This window comes from Rathayibacter sp. PhB152, from assembly GCF_003751395.1.
GTDB classification, from domain to species: domain Bacteria; phylum Actinomycetota; class Actinomycetes; order Actinomycetales; family Microbacteriaceae; genus Rathayibacter; species Rathayibacter festucae.
The window spans coordinates 392300-416240 of record NZ_RJUT01000002.1; the positions used below are offsets into that span (position 1 = coordinate 392300).

Here is a 23941-nt window from a genome sequence, read left to right on the forward strand (position 1 = left end):
ACGACGGCCCGTCACTCCGCCGGAGCGACGACGCGGCGGCCCTGCACGTGGACCGCCGCGATGGCGGGCTCGCGCAGGCCCAGGAGCAGGGCGAACAGCAGCTGGGCCGTCGCCTCGGCGGGGTCGTCGGCGCGGACGCCGAGGGCGAGCACCTCCGCGAGCGGCTCCCAGCGGTCGGGCTCGATGCGGAGGAAGTCCGCGTCCTTGCCGAGGTCGAAGTTGCCGAAGCGCTCCTCCATGTCGAGTGCGCGGGCACCGGCCAGCGTCGCGGTGAAGAGCAGCTGGGCCGGGTGCAGCGCGATCGACGCGTCGCCCTCCTCCGACAGGTGCACCTTGAACGCGTCGTTGGCCACCCGCGCGAGCAGCCACTCGTCGCCGGCGCCGATGTCGCTGCCGAGCGCGATGGTCACGCCCGCGGCGGCGGTGCGCCGCCACGGCATCGTCCCCGAGCCGAGGAACTGCTGCGAGGTCGGGCAGTGCGCGATCGAGGTGCCGGTCGCGGCCATCCGGTGCAGCTCCGCGTCCTGGCAGTGCACGGCGTGCGCGAGGATCGTCCGCCGGCCGAGCAGCGAGGAGCCGCCGCGCCGCGAGCCGGGCAGGAACAGCCCGTCGTAGGTGTCCAGGTAGCTGCGGGTGCCGAAGCTCGCGAGGACCGCGGCGATCTCGCCGTCGCCCGGCCGGTCGTTCTCGTTGAGGTGGCTGTGCACGTACACGCCGCGGTCGCGCACGCCGTCGTAGAGCTCGCCGAGCCCGGCGAGCGTCGTCGGCGTCACCGACAGCGAGAAGCGGGGGACGATCGCGACCTGCTGCAGCGCCGTCGAGGGGTCGCCGGTGTCGACCGCGTGCCAGCGGTCGATCTCCTCGGCGACGAGCGCGAGCGCCTCGTCCTCGCCGGTCAGCAGCGCCGCGGCCGAGGGTGGCCCGACCGTCTGCAGTCCGCGACCGGACACCGTGCGCAGCCCCGCCTCGACACTCCGCTCGAACAGGGCGTCCTGCGCGTGCGGGAACGCCGAGCCGAAGACCATCGCCGCGGTCGTCCCGGCGCTCACCCGTCGCCGGGTGAAGGCCCGCGCGATGCGGCCGGCGAACTCCTCGTCGGCCAGCCGCGACTCCGCCGGGAAGATCGCGGTGTCGAGCCACTCCAGCAGCTGCCCCCCGCCGAACGCGTCGGTCGAGTACGTCTGCGGGAAGTGCAGGTGCGTGTCGACGAAGCCCGGCAGGAGGAACGCGCCCGCGTCGCCGGTGACCGGCCAGTCCGCGTACTCGCGGGGGAGCGCGGCGTGCGGTCCGACCCAGAGGATCGTCCCGCCGTCGCTGACGACGAGCGCGCCGTCCGGGATCGAGACCAGCGCCTCGGCGGCCGTCTCGACCGTGGGCCGACCGGCCACGTGCAGGACGTGCCCGCGGTGCACGCCGCGCGCGCCCGGACCGGACCCTCCGCTCACACCAGTCCCGAGTACGCGCGCCAGGCGGGCCCGGCGTCCGGCGCGTCGTCGCGGGTGACGGCGGCCTGGATCAGCCCGTACGGCCGGTCGGCGGCGTGGTAGACCTCGTTGTCGTTCTCCACGCCGAAGGGCGAGAGGTCGTAGAGGAAGTGGTGCTTGTTCGGGGCCGAGAGGCGCACCTCGACGATCTGCGGGAACTCCTCCAGCACCGCCTTGCCCATCTCGAAGAGCGTCTGCTGCAGGGCGAGCGAGTGCACGGTGGCGAAGCGGCTGATCATCAGCGCCTTCACTCCGGCGTAGACGGCCTCCCAGTCGCTCGCGGCGATCTCCTCGTCGCTGAGGGCGAAGCGCCACTTCGCGACCAGCGAGGTCGCCATCACGCGGTCCCGGGTGGGCGGGAGCACCGTGTACGGGTCGGTGAGGAAGCCGTGGAACTCCGAGCCGGTGGACTTGAGGATCGTCAGGTCCTTGAAGCCGCCGGTGATCCAGACCTGCTGCGCGTCGCCGGTGCCCTCGACGGTGACGGAGGCGATGCGCACCTCCTGGCCCTTGCGGACCCAGGTGTGGTCGTGCTCGGCGCCGTCGACCAGGACGCGCTCCCAGGCGAACTCCTCGATCTCGATCCGCGCGCCGTGCACGGTCTCGGTGCCGTCGACGAAGTGCCGGGCCAGCTCGAGGCCGTACGCCTCGATCGAGCGCAGCCCCTTCTCCTTGGCGAAGGAGTAGGCGGTCTGCTTCTGGGTGTCGGTGGGGAGGACCGCGGACTGGTCGCCGGTGAGGTGCGCGGCCGCGAAGTCGCCGCGCAGGGCGGTCGAGACGTTCACATCGTGGATCTCGTGCCGGGGGCTGTCGCGGTAGATCCGGACGACGCGGTTCTCGGCCTTCCCGTACTGGTGGTCTCCGAGGATGATCGACATGTCCGCTCCTGTTCGCGTTCGGTGGTTCGTGGGGCTTCGCGGGGGGCCGCGGTCGCGCGGCCGGGCGGTGCCCGTCTGCCAGGATGCCGCGCGCGGCGATCCCGTCGCACCGGCGGAGCACTCAGCGTCCGGCGCCCGCGTCACCCGAGTCTTGTGCGATCCGCCCGGAACCGCGCCCGGAACCGCGGGAGTTCACACGGCGGAAACGTGACCGGAACACGCGGCCCGGCCCCGTCGCTCCGACTCCGCCGCCGGTGACGGCTCAGGGCCGGTCGAGCAGCCGGCCGACCGGCGCCGAGGTCTCGCCCGTGACCCGGACTCCGCCGACCCAGGTCGCCGCGACGGCGCCGCGCAGCACGCGGCCGTCGTAGGCGGAGACCTTGTTCTTGTGCGAGAGCGCGTCGACGTCCACCGGCGACGCCGCCTCCGGCTCGAACGCGACCAGGTCGGCGTCCGCTCCGGCCCGCAGCAGCCCCTTCTGCCCGAGCCCGGCGAAGGCGGCGGTCGCCGTCGACATCCAGGCGACGACCTGCTCCAGCGGGATCCCGCGCTCGCGCGCGCCCGTCCAGACCGCGCGGAAGCTCAGCTCGAGCCCGGAGATGCCGCCCCAGGCGAGGCCGAAGTCGCCGTCGTGCGCGAACTTGAGCTCGGCCGTGGCGGGGGAGTGATCGGAGGCGATCAGGTCGATCGTGCCGTCGAGCAGGCCCTTCCAGAGCAGCTCGCGATTGCGCTCGTCCCGGATCGGCGGGCAGCACTTGAACTGCGTGCCGCCGTCGGGGATCGTCTCCGCATCGAAGGTGAGGTAGTGCGGGCAGGTCTCCGCGGTGATCCGCAGCCCCTCGGCCTTCGCCTCGCGCAGCAGCGGCAGCGCCTCGGCGGAGGACAGGTGCAGGATGTGCGCCCGCCCGCCCGTCTCGCGGACGGCCTGGATCACGCTCGCGATCGCCGAGTTCTCGGAAGCGGGCGGCCGGGAGTCGACGAAGGCGTCGTAGGAGGTGCCGCCGGCGTTGGCGCTCGCCTCGAGCTCGTCCGGGTCCTCGGCGTGCACGATCAGCAGGCCGTCGAACGCGGCGATCTCGGCCATCGCCGCGAACAGCTGCTCGGTGCTGAGGTGCGGGAACTCGTCGACGCCGCTCGGCGAGAGGAAGCACTTGAAGCCGAAGACGCCCGCGTCGTGCAGCTCGCGCAGGGTGCCGAGGTTCTCCGGGATCGCCCCGCCCCAGAAGCCGACGTCGACGAGCGCCTGCGGACCGGCCGCGGCCTTCTTGGCGCCCAGCCCCGCGACGGTGGTGGTCGGCGGGATCGAGTTCAGCGGCATGTCGATGATCGTGGTGACGCCGCCGGCCGCTGCCGCACGAGTGGCGGAGGCGAAGCCCTCCCACTCGGTGCGGCCGGGCTCGTTCACGTGCACGTGGGTGTCGACGATCCCCGGCAGCAGCACCTGGCCGGCGGGGAGGACGACCTCCTCGAGGGTCTTCCAGGGCGCGTCGATGTCGCCGACGGCGACGATGAGACCGCCCGCGACGGCGACGCTGGCGGGCCGCGTCCCGTTCTCGGTGAGGACGGCGGAGGAGCGGATCACGAGGTCGAGCGAGGGGGAGTCGTCGGGCATGGGTTCGACCATATACTCGGCATGTTTCCCGCGTGTGAGCGCCCGCCGGCCGCACGACCCGGCTCCGCGCCCTCCCGCCCGTCGACGTCGGAGGCCGCCGTGCTCGAACTCGCCGTTCCGCTCCTCGCGCGCGTCGAGGCGGGCGAGAGCGTCGCCGTGGTCACCGTCACGCACGTCTTCGGCTCGGCACCGCGTGCCCTCGGCTCCTCGATGGCGGTCGACGCGGCCGGCAGCGCCATCGGCTCCATCTCGGGCGGCTGCGTCGAGGCCCAGGCCTACGCGCTCGCGCAGGAGGTGCTCGGCTCGGGCGGCTCCGGCTCGGAGCACTTCGGCTTCGACGACGAGGCGGCCTTCGCAGCCGGTCTCTCCTGCGGTGGACAGCTGCGGGTCTTCGGCCACGTCGTCGACGCGAGCTCGGGGGCCGTGCTCGCCGAGCTGCGGGCCGCGCGGGCCGGGCGGCCGGCGGGGCTCGCGATGATCGTCGGCGGGCCGGACGAGCTCGTCGGCCTGGTGCTGACCGGCGCGACCCGCGCGCAGGACGTGGTGGGGCCGTCGCTGGACGAGGACACGGTGCGCCGGATCCTGGCCGAGCGGGCCGCGCGCCTGGCCTCGGGCCGCTCGGCGACCGTGGAGATCGCCTGCCAGGGCGTCGAGCTCGAGGTGACCTTCGTGGTGAGCGCGGAGAAGCCCCGCCTGCTGATCTTCGGCGCCGTCGACTTCTCCGCGGCGCTCTGCGCGGCCGGGGCGCTGCTCGGCTACCGCGTGACGGTCTGCGATGCGCGGCCGGTGTTCGCGACGGCGGAGCGGTTCCCGGGCGCCGACGAGGTCGTGGTCGACTGGCCGTCCGACTACCTGGCGGCGACGGAGGTGGACGAGCGCACGGTGATCGCGGTGCTCACCCACGACGAGAAGTTCGACGTGCCGCTGCTCGAGACGGCGCTGACCCTTCCGGCCGCCTACATCGGCGCGATGGGCTCGCGGCGCACGCACGAGCGGCGGCTGCGGCTGCTGCGCGAGGCCGGAGTGGCGGAGGAGTCGCTCGCCCGGCTGCACTCGCCGATCGGCCTGGACATCGGCGCGTCGACGCCGGAGGAGACGGCGGTCTCGATCCTGGCCGAGGTGCTGGCCGTGCGGGCGGGAGCGTCCGGGGCACCGCTGGCCGCCCGGACCGGTCCAATCCACGCCGCGCGCTAGAGGCAGGCGCCGCGGCCGGATGCGCTGAGGGGAGGACGCGTCCCGCACCGTGCAGCGGATCGTCCGGGGGAAACCGCCGCGAAACACCGCGCTGCCATGCTCGGAGGATGCAGCGCCACGTCATCACCGGAGCCCATGTCGCCACCGTCGACGCCGCGGGGACGGAGCATCCGGGCGGTCACGTGGTCGTCGACGACCGGCGGATCGTCGCGGTCGGCCCCGGCGAGCCGCCCGCGTGGGCCCTCGACGGCCGCGCACCGACCGGGTTGCCCTCGCCCGAGCCCGTCGTGCTCACCCGCGTCGACGGCCGCGGCCACCTGCTGACCCCGGGACTCGTCAACACCCACCACCACCTCTACCAGTGGCTGACCCGCGGCTGGGCGCAGGACGCGATCCTCTTCGACTGGCTCGTCGCGCTGTATCCGGCCTGGTCCCGGATCGACGCCGATCTCACCCGGTCGGCCTCGCTGGGCGCGATGGGGGTTCTCGCCCGCTCGGGCTGCAGCACCGTCGGCGACCACCACTACGTCTTCCCGCGCGGCTCCGGCGACATCGTCGGCGGGATCGTGGACGCCGCCTCGACCCTCGGGGTGCGCCTGCACGCGACGCGGGGCTCGATGGACCTCGGCGAGTCGCAGGGCGGGCTGCCGCCGGACTTCGCGGTCGAGACGACCGCCGCGGCACTCCAGGCCAGCGGCGAGGCCGTCGAGCGCTACCACGACGCCTCCTTCGACGCGATGGTCCGCGTCGCGATCGCCCCGTGCTCGCCGTTCTCGGTGACGCCGGACCTGCTGCGCGAGTCGGCGGTGCTCGCCCGGCAGCTCGGCGTGCGGCTGCACACCCACGGCTCCGAGACCGTCGAGGAGGACGCGTACACCCGCGAGGCCTTCGGGATGTCGCCGACCGACTACCTCGAGTCGCTCGGCTGGCTCGGCGACGACGTCTGGATGGCGCACGGCGTGCACCTGGACGACGACGCGATCGCGAAGTTCGCGGCCACGGGCACCGGAGTCGCGCACTGCCCGTCCTCGAACGCGCGGCTCGCCGCGGGCATCGCGCCGATCCCGCAGCTGCTGGCGGCCGGCGCTCCGGTCGGGCTCGGCGTGGACGGCGCGGCGTCGAACGAGTCCGGGCAGCTCGGCTCCGAGATCCGCGCGGCCGTGCTGATGAACCGGCTGCGCGCCGGTGCCGACCGGATGAGCGCGCGGCAGGCCCTCTCGATCGCGACGATCGGCGGCGCGCGCGTGCTCGGCCGCCAGGACGAGATCGGCTCGATCGAGGTGGGCAAGCTCGCGGACCTCGCGCTGTGGCGGATCGACGGGATCGAGCACGCCGGCATCGCCGACCCGGTCGCGGCCCTCGCGCTCGGCGCGCAGCCGCCGCTGACGCTGCTGCTCGTGAACGGGCGGCCCGTGGCCGCGGACGGCCACCTCGTCGCCGCGGACGAGGAAGGGATCGCCCGCGAGGTCGCCGCCGCGAGCGCGGAGCTGCAATCTCGTATCTAGTCGCTATAAGCCGTCGCTTTTCGCGATATTCTCGGCGCTTCCTAATTCAGTGATGGCTCAGCCCTATCAAATATCTTCTACTAGATTCTAGTCAACCTCCGTGGACGTCGCGGCTCTCATCAAGTCCGACTCCAGCCAAGACCAATCTGAAAGTGGTGGACTCTCGACAAGGTGCCTAACAAAAGTCTTCTCACGAGTATCGAGTTCCTCTTGGCTCAGTGGAATCCACCTAAATGGATCACCGCCGAGCGAAACGAAAGGTTGCGGGTCTAGTATCTGATCGTAACTAAGCACCACGCAGTGACGCGAAGGCCCGCCACGGATCCCGCGATCTACGAACTCCGGTGGAGCATTGCGTCCGTGGTCCGCGACGATCAGAGCCATCCAAGGCGAGCGGAATTCGTCGGCGATGGCCGAAAGTTTCTCCACCTCGGGATCGGTCATTCCCGAGTAGGACCGCTTAATCTCCATCGGGATGAGGTCTCCGTTTTCGAATAGGATGGTCAAGTCAGATTCGCCGAGAATGTTCTCGGTGCCGGTGAGCTTAACGTCGATACCAGGATGAGATCCGGTAATCATCCGATTGCGGCGTGCCAGCGCGCCAAAAAGACCTTCAAAATACCGGAGCGCTAATATGTGACCCATCGCATCGACCTCATAGACTCGGCGAAGTGACTCGCTCAGACGATAGTGAAAGCTCACGTTCGAACTCACTCCAAACGGCGCAAGCATTTGGAGACTGCACCCTCGGCAAACGATCGGCGGTGCAAAACCCGCAACAGGAATCCACTGCTTCGCATGACAGAACTCACAACGCAACTGAAATCCCCGGACAATCAAGCCGCGTCTTTCAGCCCACGAGACCCAATTCTCTGCCGCTTTTGCGTTGTTTCCCAACGCCTTTTTAAAGGCCTCAAACCGAACTTCAGGCAGGTCGTCAACGTCGGGAGCAATCATTGGCCCCTCGTCTTGAGAAGCAATATTACTTTCTCGCAGCCTCTTTTTCGCCCAGGACATACCAGTACGCGAAGCCATCATTTCAAGCGTTTTCAGTAAGGGGGCGTGGGCTATGTACTGAACTTCCCAAATGTCGTTTAAAGCTGAAAGAAAAACCGAAGCGATTCGGCCTGGCTCCGATTCGGCGAGGTCGAGCCCCCGCATTTTCCCGACTGACTTAAGGGTTAGCGCAGGCGACGGCCACTCAAACCGGATCGGTGCAAAGTCACGCATAGAAAATGATTGTGTAAGGCCACCCGCGAAGAAGTCCCCGTTCAAGGCATGCTTTCGGAGGTCCGCGCCACTTGGAAATGGTACTTCAGGCACGCGAACTGTAACGACGAGACTTGAAAAACGATCGGCATTGCTCGGTAGAGCTTTCCGGACTGTCTCCCGTTTTGGAATATAGTCCATCCTGCCCTTATTCCAAACCACTGGCTCTTCGGAATAGATGCCGGGCGCCGGACCGAAGGAAAGAGCTTCTTCGTGTGACATTACTCCACAATTTCCAGCCGACGCCGCCAACTCCTCCAGCCTCTCGGCAGACAGTGAAGCGCTGGTGATATAGACGGGGTGGATTGGGAAGCCCGATAAGGCAATACCATGTTTGGCGACAAGCTTTGCTATATACGTGGGTGAATACTCACTTAGCGGAATGCCAATTGGTGCCGCGTAAGAGTTACCCCATGCTGCCCGGAGATTCCAGAGCAGTGCTAGATCCTCGGTCGAGTTGTCGGAGCAGAGCACCACTACATTTGGCCCAGCATCCCGTGCCTTCTCCCAAGGACTCGGTATGAATGAGCTACCGGATCTCAAGGAAGTCGACGGCTGGGACCCATACGAAAGGCCGAACATCGTGGTGATTCGGGGATAAACTTCTCCCTGTTTTCCTTGGAGGCGTTCAATCAGGTCCTCGAAAGAACCGGCCAGGGAGGGGCGAGAAACTCGAAGGAAGTCACCTAGCTTTAAGTCGGACCGATAACCCGCGTCTTCCAACTCTGCTTTTTCAAAGTCTTCGGGAAAAATGCCGAGCGCAGCCTTATATATACCGCACCAAGGGTCTTCCTCCTTGAGAACAGGGTCGACAACGGTCGCGTACTTTTTCGCTCGACCGTATTTGATTGCTGCAAAGAAGGGCTTTGTCGTAAAATCATGTTCTCGTTCGGGCAGAAACTTGGCCCTCTTGGAGGAATAATCGTCGTACCGATCATTCTCCCACCCAACAATATTATCGACTTCGGCTCCGGGTATCAGGGCGGAGTATGCTGGATTGAATTGTCCATCAGAGTCGGCTGGGATTAGCGGTGAGCTGCCGCCGCCCCACATTCTGCCCACCCTCGCCACTGAATCAACAAAGGCGCTTCGATCGGAGTTAAGAAACGGAAGGGCGCGTCGGTATGGCCGCACGCATATAGATGTTAGGACAACGCCATCTAGTCGATCTTCATCCAATAGACCTTGCAAGGAAAGCTCCGCTTCTCCTGCCCATAGAACCGAGTTTGGTTTGGAGGCAGAATTTGAGTAGTGAGAGTTCGAAGGATAAGTAGATGACTCGGGAACTGCAGTCATTCACCCTAATCGCGCATTCGCAGCAAGCTTTTGCCTGCGCATCGCTACGCCCGCTCAGCCCGGAGGCGCCTCCGCCGAGACGGAGCGGACGGGGACGGCATCCGGGTGCAGCAGGCGCCAGACGCGGTCGCGGGAGACGGGCAGGGCGTGCGGCCGGACGCCGACGGCGTCGCGGACGGCGTTGGCGAGCGCGGGCGCCACCGGGTTGTAGGGCGCCTCGCTCATCGACTTCGCGCCGAACGGGCCCAGCTCGTCGGCCGTGTCGGCGAAGTAGACCTCGGTCGGCGGCACGTCGGCCATCTGCGGGATGTGGTAGTTCCGCAGGATCGCCGTGGTCACGGTGCCCTCGCCGTCGAGGATCACCTCCTCGTACAGCGCCGAGCCGATCGCCTGGGCGACGCCGCCCTCGACCTGCCCGCGGAGCTGCGCCGGATTGATCACGAAGCCGGCGTCCACCGCCTGGACCGACTGCAGGATCCGCACCTCACCGGTCGGCGCGTGCACCGCGACGCGGAAGCCCTGCACGTTGAACGCGAGCGAGCGCTGCGCTCCGTCCTCGCTGCCGGTCGCCGACACCGGTCCGCCGGCCGCGAGCACCAGGTCGGCGTAGCTCACCCGGGTGCCGTCGGCGGCGAGCAGCCCCTCGTCGTCCGGCTCGAACTCGCTGCCGTCGTGCCCGGTGAGCCGCTTCGCCAGCGAGCGCAGGTCGGCGAGGAGCCGCAGCGCCGCGCTGTAGACGGCCTTGCCGGCGACGACCGTCCCAGCGGAGCCGAACGCGCCCGTGTCGTACCGGGCCGCGGCGGTGTCCGACTGGCGGATCCGCACCCGATCGGCCGAGGCCCCGAACGCACTCGCGACGAGCTGGGTGTGCACGGTCGTCGTCCCGTTGCCGAACTCCGCGGTGCCGACTCCGATCGTGAGCACGCCCTCGGCGTCGACTGACACGGTGGCCTCCGAGAAGTGGCCGCGCGGGGGCAGCGTCGCGATCATCGCGACCGCCATGCCGCGCCCGGTGCTCCAGCCCGGTCCCTCGGGAGCGTCAGCGCCCGTCGCGCGGTCGAGCGCCGCCTCCGCGAGATCGAGGCACTGGTCGAGCCCGTAGGAGGCGAAGCCGATGTCGTCGCCCTCCACGTGGGTCACCACGAGCGGCTCGCCGGGCTTCACCGCGTTGATCCGCCTCAGCTCGAACGGGTCGATGCCGAGCTCGAGGGCGAGCTCGTCCATCGCCGACTCGATGCCGAAGATCACCTGGCCGAGGCCGTAGCCGCGGAACGCGCCCGAGGGCAGGTTGTTCGTGTAGACCGCCTGCGCGTCGACGCGCTTGTTCGGCGCCGTGTAGGTCGCGACCGACTCGGAGGTGCCGTGGAACATCACTCCGGGGCCGTGGTTGCCGTAGGCGCCGGTGTCGGAGAGCACGTCGACGCTCAGCGCGGTCAGCGTCCCGTCGCGGCGCGCGCCGAGCGTGACGTCGACCCGCATCGGGTGCCGGCAGGGCGCGATCGTGAACTCGTCGGAGCGGGTGAACTCGAACTGCACCGGCCGCCCGGTCGCCAGCACGGCCAGCGCGACGACGTCCTCGGTGAGGATCTCCTGCTTTCCGCCGAAACCGCCGCCGACCCGCGCGGTGAACACCCGCACGCTCGAGGGGTCACGATCGAAGATGCGCGCGATCTCGTCCCGGACCAGGAACGGCACCTGGGTGGAGGTGCGCAGCACCAGCTCGTCGCCCTCGAGCCAGCCGATGGTGCCGTGGGTCTCCAGCGCGGTGTGCGCGACGCGGGACGTCGTCCACCGGCCCTCGACCACGACGTCCGCCTCGGCGAGGCCGGCGGCGACGTCGCCGTACTCGCCGTGCAGCTCGGCGACCACGTTCGCGCCGGGGTCGGCGATGCGCGAGGCGATCGGGTCCTTGTCGGAGTGCAGGAGCGGGGCGCCGGGCGTGCGCGCCTCCTCGGGGTCGAAGACGGCCGGCAGCAGCTCGTACTCGACCTCGATCGCCCGGCAGGCGGCCTCGGCCACTCCGACCGACTCGGCGACGACGACCGCGACGCGCTGGCCGCGGAAGCGCACGACGGTGTCGAGCATACGGGTGTCGTCCGGATCGTCCAGCCGCGACTCGTGCCGCGCCGTGGAGTAGAGGATGTCCGGCACGTCGGCGGCGGTCAGCACGGCGACGACGCCGGGCATCGTCGCGGCGACCGCGGTGTCCATCGAGAGGATGCGCGCGTGCGCGTGCGGGCTCTGCAGCACCTTGAGGTGCAGCAGCCCGGGCACCGCGACGTCGAGCGTGTACGGCTCCTGACCGGACACGATGCGGCGGCCGGCCGGGGCGCCGAGCGAGCGGCCCACCCGCGACTCGTCGGCGGAGACGCGCCCGGTTCGCCGCACGGGGGTCAGCCCGGTGGGCGGCTCGCAGGCATGCTCGGTCACCGCCTCGCGGATCGGCCGGTAGCCGGTGCAGCGGCAGAGGTTCCCCTTCATCAGGCGGGGGAGGTCCTCCTCGCGCGCCCCCTCGAGGGCGCTCACAGTGACGACCATGCCCGCCGTGCAGAAGCCGCACTGGAAGGCGGCGTGGTCGACGAACGACTGCTGCACCGCGCCGGGCTCCTCCGGCGTGCCGAGTCCGGCGGCGGTGGTGACCTCGTGCCCCTCGATGCGGTGCGCGGGGTAGAGGCAGGAGTGGAAGGGCGTGCCGTCGACGAGCACCGAGCAGGCGCCGCAGTCGCCCGCGTCGCAGCCCTTCTTGACCTCGAAGTGCTCGTGGTCGCGCAGCAGCGTCCGCAGCACCTGGCCGGGGCGGGGCGACGCGTCGACCGGCTCGCCGTTGACGGTGAATCTCATGCGGCGCCTCCCGCGGTCGGGGTGGTCTCGCCGCTCGTCGCCGGCTGGTCCGCTCCGCCCAGCTCGCCGCGGATCTCCTCGGCCAGCACGCCCACCACCGCGCGCCGCCAGTCGGCCACCCCGTGCGGGTCGGTGAACCAGCTCGTGATCGCGCTGATCGCGCTGTCGAGCTCTGCGGAGGAGGGGAGCGCCGTCCAGCGCAGCACCTCGGGCCGGATCGTCGCGGCGGTCACCGTGAGCACGAACGCCCCGTCGGCGTCCACCCGGCCGATGACGAGCGCTCCGGAGCGCCCGAGCGGCGACAGCGCGATCTTCCGGTACGCGGTCCGCGCCGCCAGCGCCCGGCGCGGGAACTCGATCGAGCGGATCACGTCGCCGTGCCCGAGCGAGGTGGTCATGTTGCCGGTCACCAGCTCGGCGACCGGCACGAGAGCGTCGGAGCCGTCCGCGCGCCAGACGAGCGCCTCGGCGTCGAGCGCCGCGGCGAGGCTGATCATCGGCCCGGCCGGGAGTGCGTTGGCGATGTTGCCGCCGACCGTCGCGACGTTCCAGATCTTGAACGAGCCCAGCAGCGCCGTGCAGCACTGGAAGAAGAGCGGGTGTGCGGGCCTGTCGCCGTCCGGCATCGCCGACAGCTCGGCGAGGGTGCAGGTCGCCGCGATCGACAGGCCCTCGGCCGTCTCGCGGTACGGCTCCCAGCCGAAGCCCTGCAGGTCGAGCAACTCGTCGAGGTGGTCGTGCGGGAGCGAGAACACCCAGGACCCGCCGCCGATCACCGCGGTGCGCGGACCCATCCCGGCCAGCTCGGCGCGCTCGCGGACGACGCGCACGTGCTGGATCGTGTTCAGGTCCATGCCGCGCCCTCCGCTCCGCGCGCCGACGGCGCGCTCCTCCCAGTGAACCTCAGACGTGTGACGCTCGTGTTTCCGAGCCCGCCGCGGAGGCTCAGCCGAGCGACGCGACCCACTCCGAGCTGCCGTCGACGAACGACTGCTCCTTCCAGATCGGCACGGTCGCCTTGATGTCGTCGACCAGCGCCGCGCAGGCCTCGAAGGCCGCGGCGCGGTGGGCGGAGGCGACGGCGCAGGCGAGCGCGAGATCGCCGACCACGAGGTCGCCGACCCGGTGCACCGCGGCGACCCGCACCTCGGGGAAGCGCTCCGCGATCCGCCGGGCCGAGGCGAGCAGGGCCGCCGGCGCCTCCGGGTGCGCCTCGTAGGAGAGCCGGAGCACCCCGCGTCCCTCGTCGTGGTCGCGCACGATCCCGGCGAAGGTGACGACGGCGCCGTGGGTCGGCGACTCGACGGCGTGCTCGCACTCGTCGACGGTGACGGGGTCGCGGGCGATCCGGGCCAGGGCGACGGGATCAGCGGACATGATCGCCCCCGCCCAGCTGGTCCAGCACGTGGCCGATGATCGGCTCGAGCACGTCGATACCGTCGCGGACGCCACCGGGGGAGCCGGGCAGGTTGACGATCACGCTGCGGCCGCTGACCCCCGCGCGCCCGCGGCTGAGCACGGCGGTCGGGACGTGCGCGGCGCCGCGCGCGCGGATCGCCTCGGCGAGACCCGGCAGCTCGCGCTCGAGCAGCGGCGCGGTCTGCTCCGGAGTGACGTCGCTCGGTGCGACACCCGTGCCGCCGGTGGTGATCACGACGTCGATGCCGGCCGAGAGGGCGTCGGAGATCGCCTCGCCCACCGCGTCGCCGTCCGCGACGACGACCACGCGGCCGCTCCAGCCGCGGCTCTCGAACCAGGTCAGCAGCGCCGGACCGGTGCGGTCCTCGTAGACGCCCGAGGCGGCGCGGGTGGAGGCGACCACCGCGACCGCGGTGCGGCTCACGACCGGCTCCATGAGCCGCTCCTGCCGCCCTCTTTCGCCAGGACGCGGATGCCGGTGATGACGGCGCCGCGGTCGACGGCCTTGATCATGTCGTAGACGGTGAGCGCGGCGACGCTGACGGCGGTGAGCGCCTCCATCTCGACGCCGGTGCGGCCGCTCGTGCGCACGCGCGCCTCGATCCGGACGCGGTCGTCGCCGGGCTCGAGGTCGATGTCGACGCCGTCGAGCACCAGCGGGTGGCAGAGCGGGATCAGCGCGGAGGTGGCCTTGGCGCCCATGATCCCGGCGATGCGCGCGACGCCGAGCGCCTCGCCCTTGGGCAGCTCGCCCTGCGCGAGGAGGCGGACGACGTCGGGGGTCGTCTCGACGAACCCCTCCGCGACCGCGACCCGCGAGGTGACCTGCTTGCCGCCGACGTCGACCATGTGCACGGCGCCGTCGCCGCGGACGTGGGTCAGCTCGGTGCCGTCGGTGGTCGGCGGGCTGTCCGTCGTGTCAGTCATCGATCCTCCAGATCTCGACCGGGTCTCCGGTCGCGGCGTGCTCGGTCCCGATCGGGACGTGGATGAGCACGTTCGATCGAGCGTAGGACGCGAGCAGGTGCGAGCTCGGGCCGCCGACGGCGTGCACGAGCCCTTCGTCGTCGAGGGTGCCGCGCCGGATCTGGTGCAGGTGCCCGGGGGAGTCGAGCGGCGTGGCCAGCCGGGCGCGCAGCAGCGGGCGCTCGGCCGGCAGCCGGCCGGCGAGCGAGCGGAGCACGGGCCGCAGGAACAGCTCGAACGACACCAGGGCGCTCACCGGGTTGCCCGGCAGCGAGACGATCGGCAGGTGCAGGTCGTCGCGGACCCGGACCAGTCCGAGTCCCTGCGGTCCGCCCGGCTGCACGGCGACGTGGCCGAACTCCGAGCCGGCCGCCCCGAGCGCGTCGCGGACGACCTCGTAGGCGCCCGCGCTGACACCGCCGACGGTGATCGCGAGGTCGGCCTCGGCCGCGTGCGCGTCGAGGAGCGCGAGAAGGTCCTCCGGCCGGTCGCTGCCGCAGGGCACCACGATCGGCAGGCCGCCGGCCTCGCGGACCGCCTCGGCCAGCAGCGAGCCGTTCGCGTCGTAGATCTGCGCGTCCTCGAGCTCCGAGCCGGCCGCGCGGATCTCGTGCCCGGTCGGCACGACCAGCACGCGGACGCGGGGGAGCACCTCGACCTCGGTCAGGCCGAGCGAGGCGAGCAGGCCGTAGTGCGCGGCGCGGAGGACGGTGCCGGCGGGCAGCGCGAGCTCGCCCTGCTTGGCGTCGCTCCCCCGGGCGCGGACGAAGGCCGCCGCGACCACGGGGCGCGAGAACGCCACCTGGGCGTCGGTGCTGCCCGGGGCGGGGAAGCGCGGGGGGTCGACCGTCTCGATCGCGACGACCGCGTCGGCCCCGGCCGGCAGCGGCGAGCCCGTCATGATCGGCACCGCGGTGCCCGCCTCGTGCCGGGGAGCGCGGTCGCCGGCCGGGATCGGCGCGGCCACGGGCAGCGAGACCGGGCTGCCGGCGCTCGCCGCGGCGAGGTCCGCCGCCCGCACCGCGAAGCCGTCCATCTGCGAGTTGTCGAAGCGCGGCAGATCCAGCGGAGCGTCGACCGAGCGCGCGAGCACCCGGCGGTCGTACGCGCCCGGGTCGGCCGCGACCGCGGCGGGAGCGAGCGCCAGCGTCTCACGGGCGCCGCGGGTGGCCAGCGGCGAGAGCAGTGCGCGCACGCGGGCGGCGTGCAGATCGATCGAGGTCATCGGGTCCTCTCGGAGGTCCTGGCCGGCGAAAGCGCTCCTGACGGCGCGGGGCGTTCCTGACGGGGCGGAGGCGTTCCTGACCGGCGGCAGGGACGTCTCCATCTTGCCCGCTCCGGCCCGGATCCGGCGCGTAGTCTGTCCGGATGAGCACAGCACTCGGGATCCCCGGCATCCGGCCCCGCCCACGCGGTGCGGTCCTCCCGGCCGAGCGGCCCGAGACCCCGCTGCTGCTCGACAGCTACGGACGCGTCGCCGACGACCTGCGGATCTCGCTCACCGATCGCTGCAACCTCCGCTGCACCTACTGCATGCCGGCCGAGGGGCTGCCGTTCCAGCCGCCCGCCTCGCTGCTGAACCGCGAGGAGATCGTCCGCCTCGCCCGCATCGCCGTCGAGCAGTTCGGCGTCCGCCAGATCCGCTTCACCGGCGGCGAGCCGCTGCTCCGCAAGGACCTCGTCGACATCATCCGCGACGTCGCCGCGATCGAGCCGCGCCCCGAGATCTCGCTGACCACCAACGCGATCGGCCTCTCCGGTCGCGCGCAGTCGCTCGCCGACGCGGGCCTGGACCGGGTGAACGTCTCGCTCGACTCCATCTGCGCCGAGACCTTCGCGAAGGTCACCCGCCGCCCCTTCCTCGACCGGGTCCTCGCCGGCATCGACGCGCTCGGCCCCGCGGGACTCCAGCAGACCAAGATCAACGCGGTGCTCCTGCCCGGGATCAACGACCACGAGGCGCCCGAGCTGCTCGCCTGGGCGCTCGCCGGAGGGCACCAGCTCCGCTTCATCGAGCAGATGGCGCTCGACGCCGACCACGGCTGGGACCGCTCGACGATGATCACGGCGGCGATGATCCGCGAGCTGCTCTCGGAGCGCTTCGTCCTCACGCCGAACGCCGCTCCCCGCGACGGTGCGCCCGCCGAGCTCTTCGACGTCCGCGCGATCGGCTCCGACGAGCTGCTCGGCACGGTCGGCATCATCGCCTCCGTCACCGAGGCGTTCTGCGGCGACTGCCGCCGCACCCGGCTCACTGCCGAGGGCGGTGTCCGCAGCTGCCTCTTCTCCAACGAGGAGACCGACCTGCTCGGCGCGATGCGCTCCGGCGCCGACGACCACCACGTCGCCCAGCTCTGGCGCGGCGCGATGTGGGCCAAGCCGGCCGGCCACGAGATGAACCGGGCTGGATTCGTGCAGCCCGAGCGCACCATGAGCGCGATCGGCGGCTGAGCGTGCGCGTCCGCTACTTCGCCGCGGCGAAGGCCGCCCTCGGGCGCGCCTCCGACGAGCTCGACGGCGTGGCCGACCTGGCCGCCCTGGAGGCCGCGCTGGTTGCCGCCGTCCCGTCCGCGGCCGACGTCCTCGCCCGCTGCAGCTACCTGGTCGACGGTGTCTCCACGACCGACCGCGCCACTCCGCTGCCCGTCGGCGCCTCGGTGGACGTCCTACCGCCCTTCGCCGGCGGCTGACCAGCCCGGATCAGCTCCGCCAGCCCACCATGCCGCCGAGCAGAGAGTCGGAGGCGATCCCCACCGCCGCCGCCCGCTCGGCTGCGATCCGCGAGCGCACGCCCGAGGCGCAGTGCAGCACCAGCGGCCCCGCGGGCAGCAGCGCCGGGTCGAACCGCGACATCGGCAGCCGGACCGCTCCGGGGATCGCGACGGAGCGGTCCTCGTCGTCCTCCCGCAGGTCGACGACCGTCGGCGGCATCGGCCCCGCGAGCCGCGCCCGCAGCTCGTCGGCGGTCACCGCGCCGGCCACGGCGAGCACCGCAGCCACCGGCGGCACCGCGCGGGCCAGCGGCAGCTCGCTCCACGAGCCGTCGAGCGCGTCGTGCACCACGATGCGCCCGAACAGCGGCTCGCCGACGCCCGTGACGAGCTTCACCACCTCGCTCGCCATCGCCGAGCCGATCGCCGCGCAGAGCGAGCCGAGCACCCCGACCGTCGCGCAGCTGTCCGCCGCGTCCTCGGCCCCGGGGTGCAGGGCGCGCAGGGTGACCCCGCCGCCCGGCGCGGCCGCCCAGAAGGTGGACAGCTGGCCGTCGAAGCCGAGCGCCGAGCCCCAGACGTGCGGGACCCCGGCCCGGGTCGTCGCGTCCGAGGCCAGGTAGCGCGAGCCGAAGGTGTCGAAGCCGTCGACCACCACGTCCCAGCCGGCGACGAGCGCGTCGGCGTTCGCACCGGTGAAGGAGACGGGGAACGCCTGCACATCGATCCCGGGGGAGAGCCGCCGCGCGGTCGCCGCCGCGGACTCCGCCTTCGACGAGCCGATCGACGACTCGTCGTGCGCGGTCTGCCGAGCGAGGTTGGACGCCTCGACGACGTCGCCGTCGACGATCCCGAGATGCCCGACTCCGGCCGCGGCGAGCGCCGTGATCACCGGGGAGCCGATGCCGCCCGCGCCGAGGACGAGCACCCGCGCGTTCCGCAGGCGCCGCTGCCCGAGCTCGCCGAGCGGCGACAGCCGGATCTGCCGGGCGAAGCGCTCGCGCTCGGCGGCGCTCAGCACCGGCCCCGGCTCCACCAGCGGGATCACGGCGCCACCTCGTCGAGCCGCCACTGGCCCTCCACTGCGATCGCGCGGAACCCCACGGCCTCGTTGACGGCGAGCATCGGCCGGTTCTCCTCCGCGTTCCAGGTGTAGACGGCACGGCAGTCGGGGTCGGCCGCGGCCAGGTGCTCGAGCGCGTCGAGCTTGAGCAGCATGCCGAGCCGGTGCCCGCGGTGCGCCGGCTGCACGAGCGTCGCGCCCCAGAGCGCGGCGCGGCCGGGAAGCACGTCGACCGTGCAGTAGCCGATCGGCCGGCCCTCGTGCAGAGCGACCGAGGTCAGCTCCACCCGCCCGCCGGCGGTCGATTCGCGGTCGTGCGCCTCGAGGCGCTCGCGGGTCCAGGTCTCCTCGGGCACGGACAGCCCGGCCGTGGGCGCCTGCGCGGACATGCTCGCGCGCAGGGCGAGCATGCCGTCGACCAGCTCCTGGGGAGTCGCGCCGCTCCAGTGCCGCAGCTCGTAGGCCTCGGCGTGCGCGAGGGCACCGCGGCGCCGGGACGCGGCGAGCACGGGGTCCAGCGGCAGTCGCACCGCGCTGACCCGCTCCACCTGCTCCAGCACCCAGCCGCGGGAGGCGAGCCAACGCGCGCCGGGGTCGTCGGCGGGCACGGAGCCGGCCCCCGAGCGGGCGGCCAGGCGCGGCGCCGAGCGGTCGGCCCGGTGCGCCGTCCAGGTCTGCAGCACGGTGCGCCCGAGCGCGTGCGCCTCCGCCGTCAGCTGCTCCAGCAGGGCGGAGCCGACCCCGTGGCCGCGCTCCCCGGCGAGGACGGAGAACGCCAGCCAGGCCGCGTCGTCGCCCTCCTCGGTGCTCCAGTGCAGCTCGCCGCTGCCGACCGCGCGGACGCCGTCGTCCGTCATGACCTCGGCGAGGAACGCGCGGCGAGGGTCGAACTCCTGCTGCCGCCACTCGCCGAGGTTCGTCTCGGCGGGGAAGCCCAGCTCGTCCGTGCCGGTGCCCTCGGCCTCGACGGCGTTGCCGATCGCGGTGAGGGTGACGAAGTCGTCCCAGCCCTCGGCGCCCGGGTGCTCGGGGATCGGCAGCTCGCGGATCCGGAGCGCGGGGTCGATTGGGCTCGTCACCTCCCCAGTGTGCACGCCGCCGGGCCGCACCGCGCGGTTCCGCGGCACGACGGAGCCCGTCGAGTACCGTAGGGAGCGTTTTCGAGCGGAGCGAGGCGGCCGGGTGTACCTGAAGAGCCTGACCCTCAAGGGGTTCAAGTCCTTCGCGCAGCCGACCACGTTCGCCTTCGAGCCCGGGGTCACCTGCGTCGTCGGGCCCAACGGCTCGGGCAAGAGCAATGTCGTCGACGCTCTCGCCTGGGTGATGGGGGAGCAGGGCGCGAAGACCCTCCGCGGCGGGAAGATGGAGGACGTCATCTTCGCCGGCACCTCCACCCGCGGCCCGCTCGGCCGCGCGGAGGTCGCGCTCACCATCGACAACACCGACGGCGAGCTGCCGATCGAGTACACCGAGGTGACGATCAAGCGCACCCTGTTCCGCAACGGCGGCAGCGAGTACGCGATCAACGGCCGCGCCTGCCGGCTGCTCGACGTCCAGGAGCTGCTGAGCGACTCCGGTCTCGGCCGCGAGATGCACGTGATCGTCGGCCAGGGCCAGCTCGACGCCGTCCTGCACGCGACCCCGGAGGAGCGCCGCGGCTTCATCGAGGAGGCGGCCGGCATCCTCAAGCACCGCCGCCGCAAGGAGAAGACCCTCCGCAAGCTCGACGGCATGCAGGCGAATCTGACCCGCCTCTCCGACCTCGCCGGCGAGATCCGCCGCCAGCTCAAGCCGCTCGGCCGCCAGGCGGAGGTCGCCCGCCAGGCGCAGACCATCGCCGCCGTCGTCCGCGACGCCCGCGCGCGCCTGCTCGCCGACGACGTCGTCACCCTCCGCACCGCGCTCGACGGCTTCGCCCGGACCGAGAGCGAGCGGCACAGCGAGCGCCTCGTGCTGCAGGAGCGGCTCGAGCAGAGCACGCTGCGCACCGCGCGCATCGAGTCCGAGATGGTCGGCGACGCGGTCGACGACGCCCGGCGCACCACCTTCGAGCTCGAATCGGTGCAGGAGCGGCTGCGCAATCTGGCGGCGCTCGCCGGCCAGCGCCTCGCCCTGCTCGAGGCGGAGTCGGAGCAGCCCGCCGTGCAGCCCCGCGTCACGGCGCCGATGGTCGAGGAGGCGCGCGCCGAGCTGGAGCGACTCCGCGTCGCCGTCCTCGACGCGGAGACCGCGTGGACCGACTCGCAGAAGGCGACGGTGCGCGCCCGCGGCGCCCTGGACGCGACCGACGAGGAGATCGCGGCGCAGTCGGCGCTGGTCTCCCGGCACGACCTCGAGCTGTCCAAGCTGACCGGCCAGGCCGACACCGCGGCCTCCCGTCTCGCGGCCGTCCGCGGCGAGGTCCTCCGCGCGCAGAACACCCTCGACTCCGCCGTGCAGCGCCGCGAGGCGGCCCAGCGCCAGCTCGACGCGCTGGAGGACGAGATCGGCGAGGCGGGCGGCGGCACCGACGGCACGCTCGACGAGGGCTACGAGCTGGCCCAGTCCTCCGTCTTCGAGGCCGAGGGCGAGATCGAGCGGCTCCGCGAGGAGCTGCACGCCCTGGAGCGCGAGCGCGACGGACTCGCCGCCCGCCGCAGCGCCCTCTCGCTCGCCCTCGACGTCTCCGACGGCTCGGCCGAGCTGATCGCCACCCGCTTGGACGGCATCCGCGGCCGTGTCGCCGAGCGGATCCAGGTCCGCGGCGGCTACGAGGCGGCGATCGCGGCGGCCCTCGGTGCGGCCGCCGACTCCGTGCTCGCCGACTCGCAGCCGCACGCCGAGGCCGCGCTCGACGAGGCGATCCGCCGCGAGCTCGGCCGGGTCGAGCTTCTGATCGGCGACGCCGCCCGCCCCGCCCTCGCGATCGAGGTGCCGGAGGGAGCGGTCCGCGCCCGCGACCTGGTCACCGGCCCCGACGGCGTCCTCGCCCTCCTCGAGCAGGTCGTCGTCGTCGACGACCTCGACACCGCCCGCCGGCTCTGGCCCGCTCTGGCCGGCGGCGAGCACCCCGTCACCGTCGTCACCCGGGACGGCGCCTCGGTCTCGGACGCCGTCCTCAGCGGGGGAGCGGGCGGGCAGCGCAGCCGACTCGAGCTGGTCTCCGAGCGCGACGCGGCCGCGAGCCGGCTGGAGGAGATCGAGGGCCGGATCGACCGCCTCCGCTTCGACCTCGCCGAGCAGACCGGCGCCCTGCGCGCCGCCAAGGAGCAGTCGCGCCTGGCCCTCGCCGCCCTGCGCGAGCACGACGCGGCCCGCGCCGCGCACACCGAGCGCCTCGGCCGGGTCCGCGCGCAGCTCGAGGGCGCCACCGCCGAGCTCGGCCGCGGCGAGAAGGCGCTGACCATCGCCACCGAGCGGGTCGGTGACGCCGAGACCGCGGCGCAGAAGGCGAAGGGCGAGCTCGACGTCGCCCGCTCGCGCCCGCGGCCGGTCCTCGACGTCAGCGCCCGCGACGGCCTCCAGCGCGAGGTCGACGCGGCCCGCGAGCGCGAGATCGAGGCGCGCCTCGGCGTCGAGACCGCCAAGGAGCGCGTCCGAGCCGAGCAGTCCCGCGGCGAGTCGCTCGAGCGTCAGCTCGCCGCCGACCGCGCCGCCGCCGACGAGGCCGCCCGCCGCGCCGTGATCCGCCGCCGCCAGCACGACGCCGCGGCCGACGTGACCGGCGCGATCCCCGCGGTGCTCGCCTCCGTCGACCGCTCGGTGCAGCAGTCGCGTGCCGAGCTGCTGCGCGCCGAGACCGCCCGCTCGCAGCAGAACGAGGAGCTGCAGGCGCTGCGCCGCGAGGAGGGAGTGCTCCGCGACCGGCTGCAGAGTGTCACCGAGAGCGTGCACGGTCTGGAGCTGCAGATCTACGAGAAGCGCCTCCAGCTCACCGGGCTGCTCGAGCGCGCCGGCTCCGAGCTCGGCCTGATCGAGGACGTGCTGGTCGCCGAGTACGGCCCCGAGGTCCCGGTCCCCGACGAGACCGATGAGGAGGCGCCCGCGCGCCCGTTCGTCCGTGACGAGCAGCGCCGCCGGCTGGACAAGGCCGAGAAGCAGCTCGGCCAGCTCGGCCGGGTGAACCCGCTCGCCCTCGAGGAGTTCGCGGCTCTCGAGCAGCGCCACGTCTTCCTCACCGAGCAGCTGACCGATCTGACGAACACGCGGCGCGACCTGCTGACGATCATCGAGGAGCTCGACGAGACCATGCAGACGGTCTTCGCCTCGGCCTTCGACGACACCCAGGCCGCCTTCGCGGACGTCTTCCCGGTGCTCTTCCCCGGCGGCACCGGCAGCATCCGGCTCACCGACCCGGAGAACCTGCTCACCACCGGCATCGAGGTGGCGGTGCGCCCGGCCGGCAAGAAGATCGAGCGGCTGTCGCTGCTCTCCGGCGGCGAGCGCTCGCTCGCAGCGGTGGCCTTCATGGTCGCGATCTTCAAGTCGCGGCCGAGCCCGTTCTACATCATGGACGAGGTGGAGGCGGCGCTCGACGACGCGAACCTCGGCCGCCTGCTCAGCATCTTCCAGGACCTCCGCACCTCGAGTCAGCTGATCGTCATCACGCACCAGAAGCGCACGATGGAGATCGCCGACGCCCTCTACGGCGTCTCGATGCGCCAGGACGGCGTCTCCGCCGTGGTCGGTCAGCGCGTGGAGGCGCCGGCGGGCTGATCCACGGGTTCGATTCGCAGGCGATGCCGGCCGGCAGGCCCGTCCTGCCGCAGGTGCAGGCGCCGCGAACGGCGGATCGCCTGCAGATCGGACGTCCGCCCCGCCGGTAGCCTGGGCGCATGGCAGAACGCAGCTCCTGGTCGCTCGGTCGCGCACTCCGCGGCCTGTTCGAGAAGCGCACGATCGACGAGCAGACCTGGGACGACCTCGAGACGGCCCTGATCACCGCCGACTTCGGGCCCGACATCACCGAGGAGATGGTCGAGGACCTCCGCGCCAAGGTCGCCCGCTACAACACGACCGACCCGCGCGACCTCCAGCGGATGCTCCGCGAGTCGCTCGAGGAGCGCCTCGCCAAGTACGACACGACCCTGAAGCTCAGCGAGCGGCCCGCGGTCATCCTGGTCGTCGGCGTCAACGGCGTCGGCAAGACCACGACCATCGGCAAGTTCGCCAAGTTCCTCCGCAACTTCGACCGCAGCGTCGTGGTCGGCGCCGCCGATACCTTCCGCGCCGCCGCGGTCGACCAGCTCGCCACCTGGGCGCAGCGCGCCGACGCGCAGATCGTCCGGCCGCAGCAGGAGCGCCAGGACCCGGCCTCCGTCGCCTATCAGACGGTCGAGTACGCGAAGACCCACGGCATCGAGATGGTCATCATCGACACCGCCGGCCGCCTGCACACCAAGGGCGGCCTGATGGACGAGCTCGGCAAGATCAAGCGCGTCGTCGAGAAGCAGGCGCCGATCTCCGAGATCCTGCTCGTCCTCGACGCGACCACCGGCCAGAACGGCCTGATGCAGGCCCAGGCCTTCATCGAGCACGCCGGCGTCACCGGCCTCGTCATCACCAAGCTCGACGGCTCGGCCAAGGGCGGCTTCGTCCTCGCCGTCCAGGAGAAGACCGGCATCCCCATCAAGCTCGTCGGCCAGGGCGAGGGCATCAACGACCTCACCGGCTTCACGCCCCACGTCTTCGCCGCCCAGCTCGTCGCCTGACCCGGGAGCCCTC

18 protein-coding genes are annotated in these 23941 nt (G+C 72.0%); 6 read left to right on the forward strand and 12 right to left on the reverse strand.

Going from position 1 to position 23941, the window contains the following annotated elements; genetic code table 11:
* Positions 1-11: 11 nt before the first annotated feature.
* From EDF36_RS05250 to allB, 3 genes are all read right to left on the reverse strand, one after another.
* A complete protein-coding gene (locus tag EDF36_RS05250; protein WP_185020373.1) occupies positions 12-1445 on the reverse strand; it encodes an amidohydrolase family protein in 1434 nt (477 codons plus the stop codon).
* Positions 1442-2362 (reverse strand): factor-independent urate hydroxylase, encoded by a 921-nt coding sequence (gene pucL, locus EDF36_RS05255; protein WP_123732158.1) that lies wholly within the window; start codon positions 2360-2362, stop codon positions 1442-1444. Before pucL ends, EDF36_RS05250 begins: the two co-directional genes overlap by 4 nt.
* A gap of 262 nt (positions 2363-2624) precedes the next feature.
* Positions 2625-3974, reverse strand: coding sequence for an allantoinase AllB (gene allB, locus EDF36_RS05260; RefSeq protein WP_123732159.1), 1350 nt, complete (start codon positions 3972-3974; stop codon positions 2625-2627).
* A 99-nt stretch (positions 3975-4073) separates the two neighbouring features.
* On the opposite strand from allB, the gene EDF36_RS05265 reads away from it, so the two are divergent.
* Positions 4074-5168, forward strand: coding sequence for an XdhC family protein (locus EDF36_RS05265; RefSeq protein WP_123732160.1), 1095 nt, complete (start codon positions 4074-4076; stop codon positions 5166-5168).
* Between the two features lie 107 nt (positions 5169-5275).
* Positions 5276-6673: an 8-oxoguanine deaminase gene (locus tag EDF36_RS05270; protein WP_123732161.1), complete on the forward strand. Its 1398-nt coding sequence runs from the start codon at positions 5276-5278 to the stop codon at positions 6671-6673.
* Between the two features lie 87 nt (positions 6674-6760).
* Here the strand turns inward: EDF36_RS05270 and EDF36_RS20870 are convergent, their stop codons facing one another.
* The 7 genes from EDF36_RS20870 to glp all read right to left on the reverse strand — a co-directional run bounded on the left by EDF36_RS20870 (position 6761) and on the right by glp (position 15689).
* The gene (locus tag EDF36_RS20870; RefSeq protein ID WP_148059971.1) at positions 6761-9004 is read right to left on the reverse strand and encodes a hypothetical protein; all 2244 of its coding nucleotides are present in this window, start codon (positions 9002-9004) and stop codon (positions 6761-6763) included.
* Between the two features lie 288 nt (positions 9005-9292).
* On the reverse strand, positions 9293-12079 hold the full coding sequence (locus EDF36_RS05275; RefSeq protein ID WP_123732162.1) for a molybdopterin-dependent oxidoreductase: 2787 nt from the start codon (positions 12077-12079) through the stop codon (positions 9293-9295).
* Positions 12076-12933, reverse strand: coding sequence for an FAD binding domain-containing protein (locus EDF36_RS05280; protein WP_123732163.1), 858 nt, complete (start codon positions 12931-12933; stop codon positions 12076-12078). Before EDF36_RS05280 ends, EDF36_RS05275 begins: the two co-directional genes overlap by 4 nt.
* Positions 12934-13024: 91 nt before the next feature.
* On the reverse strand, positions 13025-13456 hold the full coding sequence (locus tag EDF36_RS05285) for a molybdenum cofactor biosynthesis protein MoaE (RefSeq protein WP_123703271.1): 432 nt from the start codon (positions 13454-13456) through the stop codon (positions 13025-13027).
* Positions 13446-13922: a molybdenum cofactor biosynthesis protein B gene (locus EDF36_RS05290; RefSeq protein WP_260300533.1), complete on the reverse strand. Its 477-nt coding sequence runs from the start codon at positions 13920-13922 to the stop codon at positions 13446-13448. The genes EDF36_RS05285 and EDF36_RS05290 overlap by 11 nt, the downstream gene beginning before the upstream one ends.
* A complete protein-coding gene (gene moaC, locus EDF36_RS05295) occupies positions 13919-14425 on the reverse strand; it encodes a cyclic pyranopterin monophosphate synthase MoaC (RefSeq protein ID WP_123732165.1) in 507 nt (168 codons plus the stop codon). Before moaC ends, EDF36_RS05290 begins: the two co-directional genes overlap by 4 nt.
* Entirely contained in the window at positions 14418-15689 is a 1272-nt protein-coding gene (gene glp / locus EDF36_RS05300; protein WP_123732166.1) for a gephyrin-like molybdotransferase Glp, read from the reverse strand. The genes moaC and glp overlap by 8 nt, the downstream gene beginning before the upstream one ends.
* 143 nt (positions 15690-15832) lie before the next feature.
* On the opposite strand from glp, the gene moaA reads away from it, so the two are divergent.
* Together moaA and EDF36_RS05310 are read left to right on the forward strand one after the other, a co-directional pair.
* The gene (moaA, locus tag EDF36_RS05305; protein ID WP_123732167.1) at positions 15833-16915 is read left to right on the forward strand and encodes a GTP 3',8-cyclase MoaA; all 1083 of its coding nucleotides are present in this window, start codon (positions 15833-15835) and stop codon (positions 16913-16915) included.
* Positions 16916-16917: 2 nt separating this feature from the next.
* Complete coding sequence (locus EDF36_RS05310) at positions 16918-17154, forward strand: MoaD/ThiS family protein (RefSeq protein WP_221181608.1); 237 nt, start codon at positions 16918-16920, stop codon at positions 17152-17154.
* 10 nt (positions 17155-17164) lie between these two features.
* On the opposite strand, the gene EDF36_RS05315 is transcribed toward EDF36_RS05310, so the two are convergent.
* Positions 17165-18223 carry a ThiF family adenylyltransferase gene (locus EDF36_RS05315; protein WP_123732168.1) on the reverse strand — a complete coding sequence of 353 codons (1059 nt, stop codon included), beginning with the start codon at positions 18221-18223 and terminating at the stop codon, positions 17165-17167.
* Positions 18220-19317: a GNAT family N-acetyltransferase gene (locus EDF36_RS05320; RefSeq protein WP_148059972.1), complete on the reverse strand. Its 1098-nt coding sequence runs from the start codon at positions 19315-19317 to the stop codon at positions 18220-18222. The genes EDF36_RS05315 and EDF36_RS05320 overlap by 4 nt, the downstream gene beginning before the upstream one ends.
* Before the next feature lie 103 nt (positions 19318-19420).
* Between EDF36_RS05320 and smc the strand changes: the two genes are divergently transcribed.
* Positions 19421-22933 carry a chromosome segregation protein SMC gene (gene smc / locus EDF36_RS05325; protein ID WP_123732170.1) on the forward strand — a complete coding sequence of 1171 codons (3513 nt, stop codon included), beginning with the start codon at positions 19421-19423 and terminating at the stop codon, positions 22931-22933.
* 119 nt (positions 22934-23052) lie between these two features.
* On the forward strand, positions 23053-23928 hold the full coding sequence (ftsY, locus tag EDF36_RS05330) for a signal recognition particle-docking protein FtsY (protein WP_123732171.1): 876 nt from the start codon (positions 23053-23055) through the stop codon (positions 23926-23928).
* Positions 23929-23941 lie beyond the last annotated feature (13 nt).

What these genes read in the sequence shown, in the direction of transcription:
- pucL (WP_123732158.1), bottom strand. Translation starts at nt 2,362, where the DNA reads ATGTCGATCATCCTCGGAGACCACCAGTACGGGAAGGCCGAGAACCGC.
- allB (WP_123732159.1), bottom strand. Translation starts at nt 3,974, where the DNA reads ATGCCCGACGACTCCCCCTCGCTCGACCTCGTGATCCGCTCCTCCGCC.
- EDF36_RS05270 (WP_123732161.1), top strand. Translation starts at nt 5,276, where the DNA reads ATGCAGCGCCACGTCATCACCGGAGCCCATGTCGCCACCGTCGACGCC.
- EDF36_RS05275 (WP_123732162.1), bottom strand. Translation starts at nt 12,079, where the DNA reads ATGAGATTCACCGTCAACGGCGAGCCGGTCGACGCGTCGCCCCGCCCC.
- EDF36_RS05280 (WP_123732163.1), bottom strand. Translation starts at nt 12,933, where the DNA reads ATGGACCTGAACACGATCCAGCACGTGCGCGTCGTCCGCGAGCGCGCC.
- EDF36_RS05285 (WP_123703271.1), bottom strand. Translation starts at nt 13,456, where the DNA reads ATGTCCGCTGATCCCGTCGCCCTGGCCCGGATCGCCCGCGACCCCGTC.
- moaC (WP_123732165.1), bottom strand. Translation starts at nt 14,425, where the DNA reads ATGACTGACACGACGGACAGCCCGCCGACCACCGACGGCACCGAGCTG.
- glp (WP_123732166.1), bottom strand. Translation starts at nt 15,689, where the DNA reads ATGACCTCGATCGATCTGCACGCCGCCCGCGTGCGCGCACTGCTCTCG.
- moaA (WP_123732167.1), top strand. Translation starts at nt 15,833, where the DNA reads ATGAGCACAGCACTCGGGATCCCCGGCATCCGGCCCCGCCCACGCGGT.
- ftsY (WP_123732171.1), top strand. Translation starts at nt 23,053, where the DNA reads ATGGCAGAACGCAGCTCCTGGTCGCTCGGTCGCGCACTCCGCGGCCTG.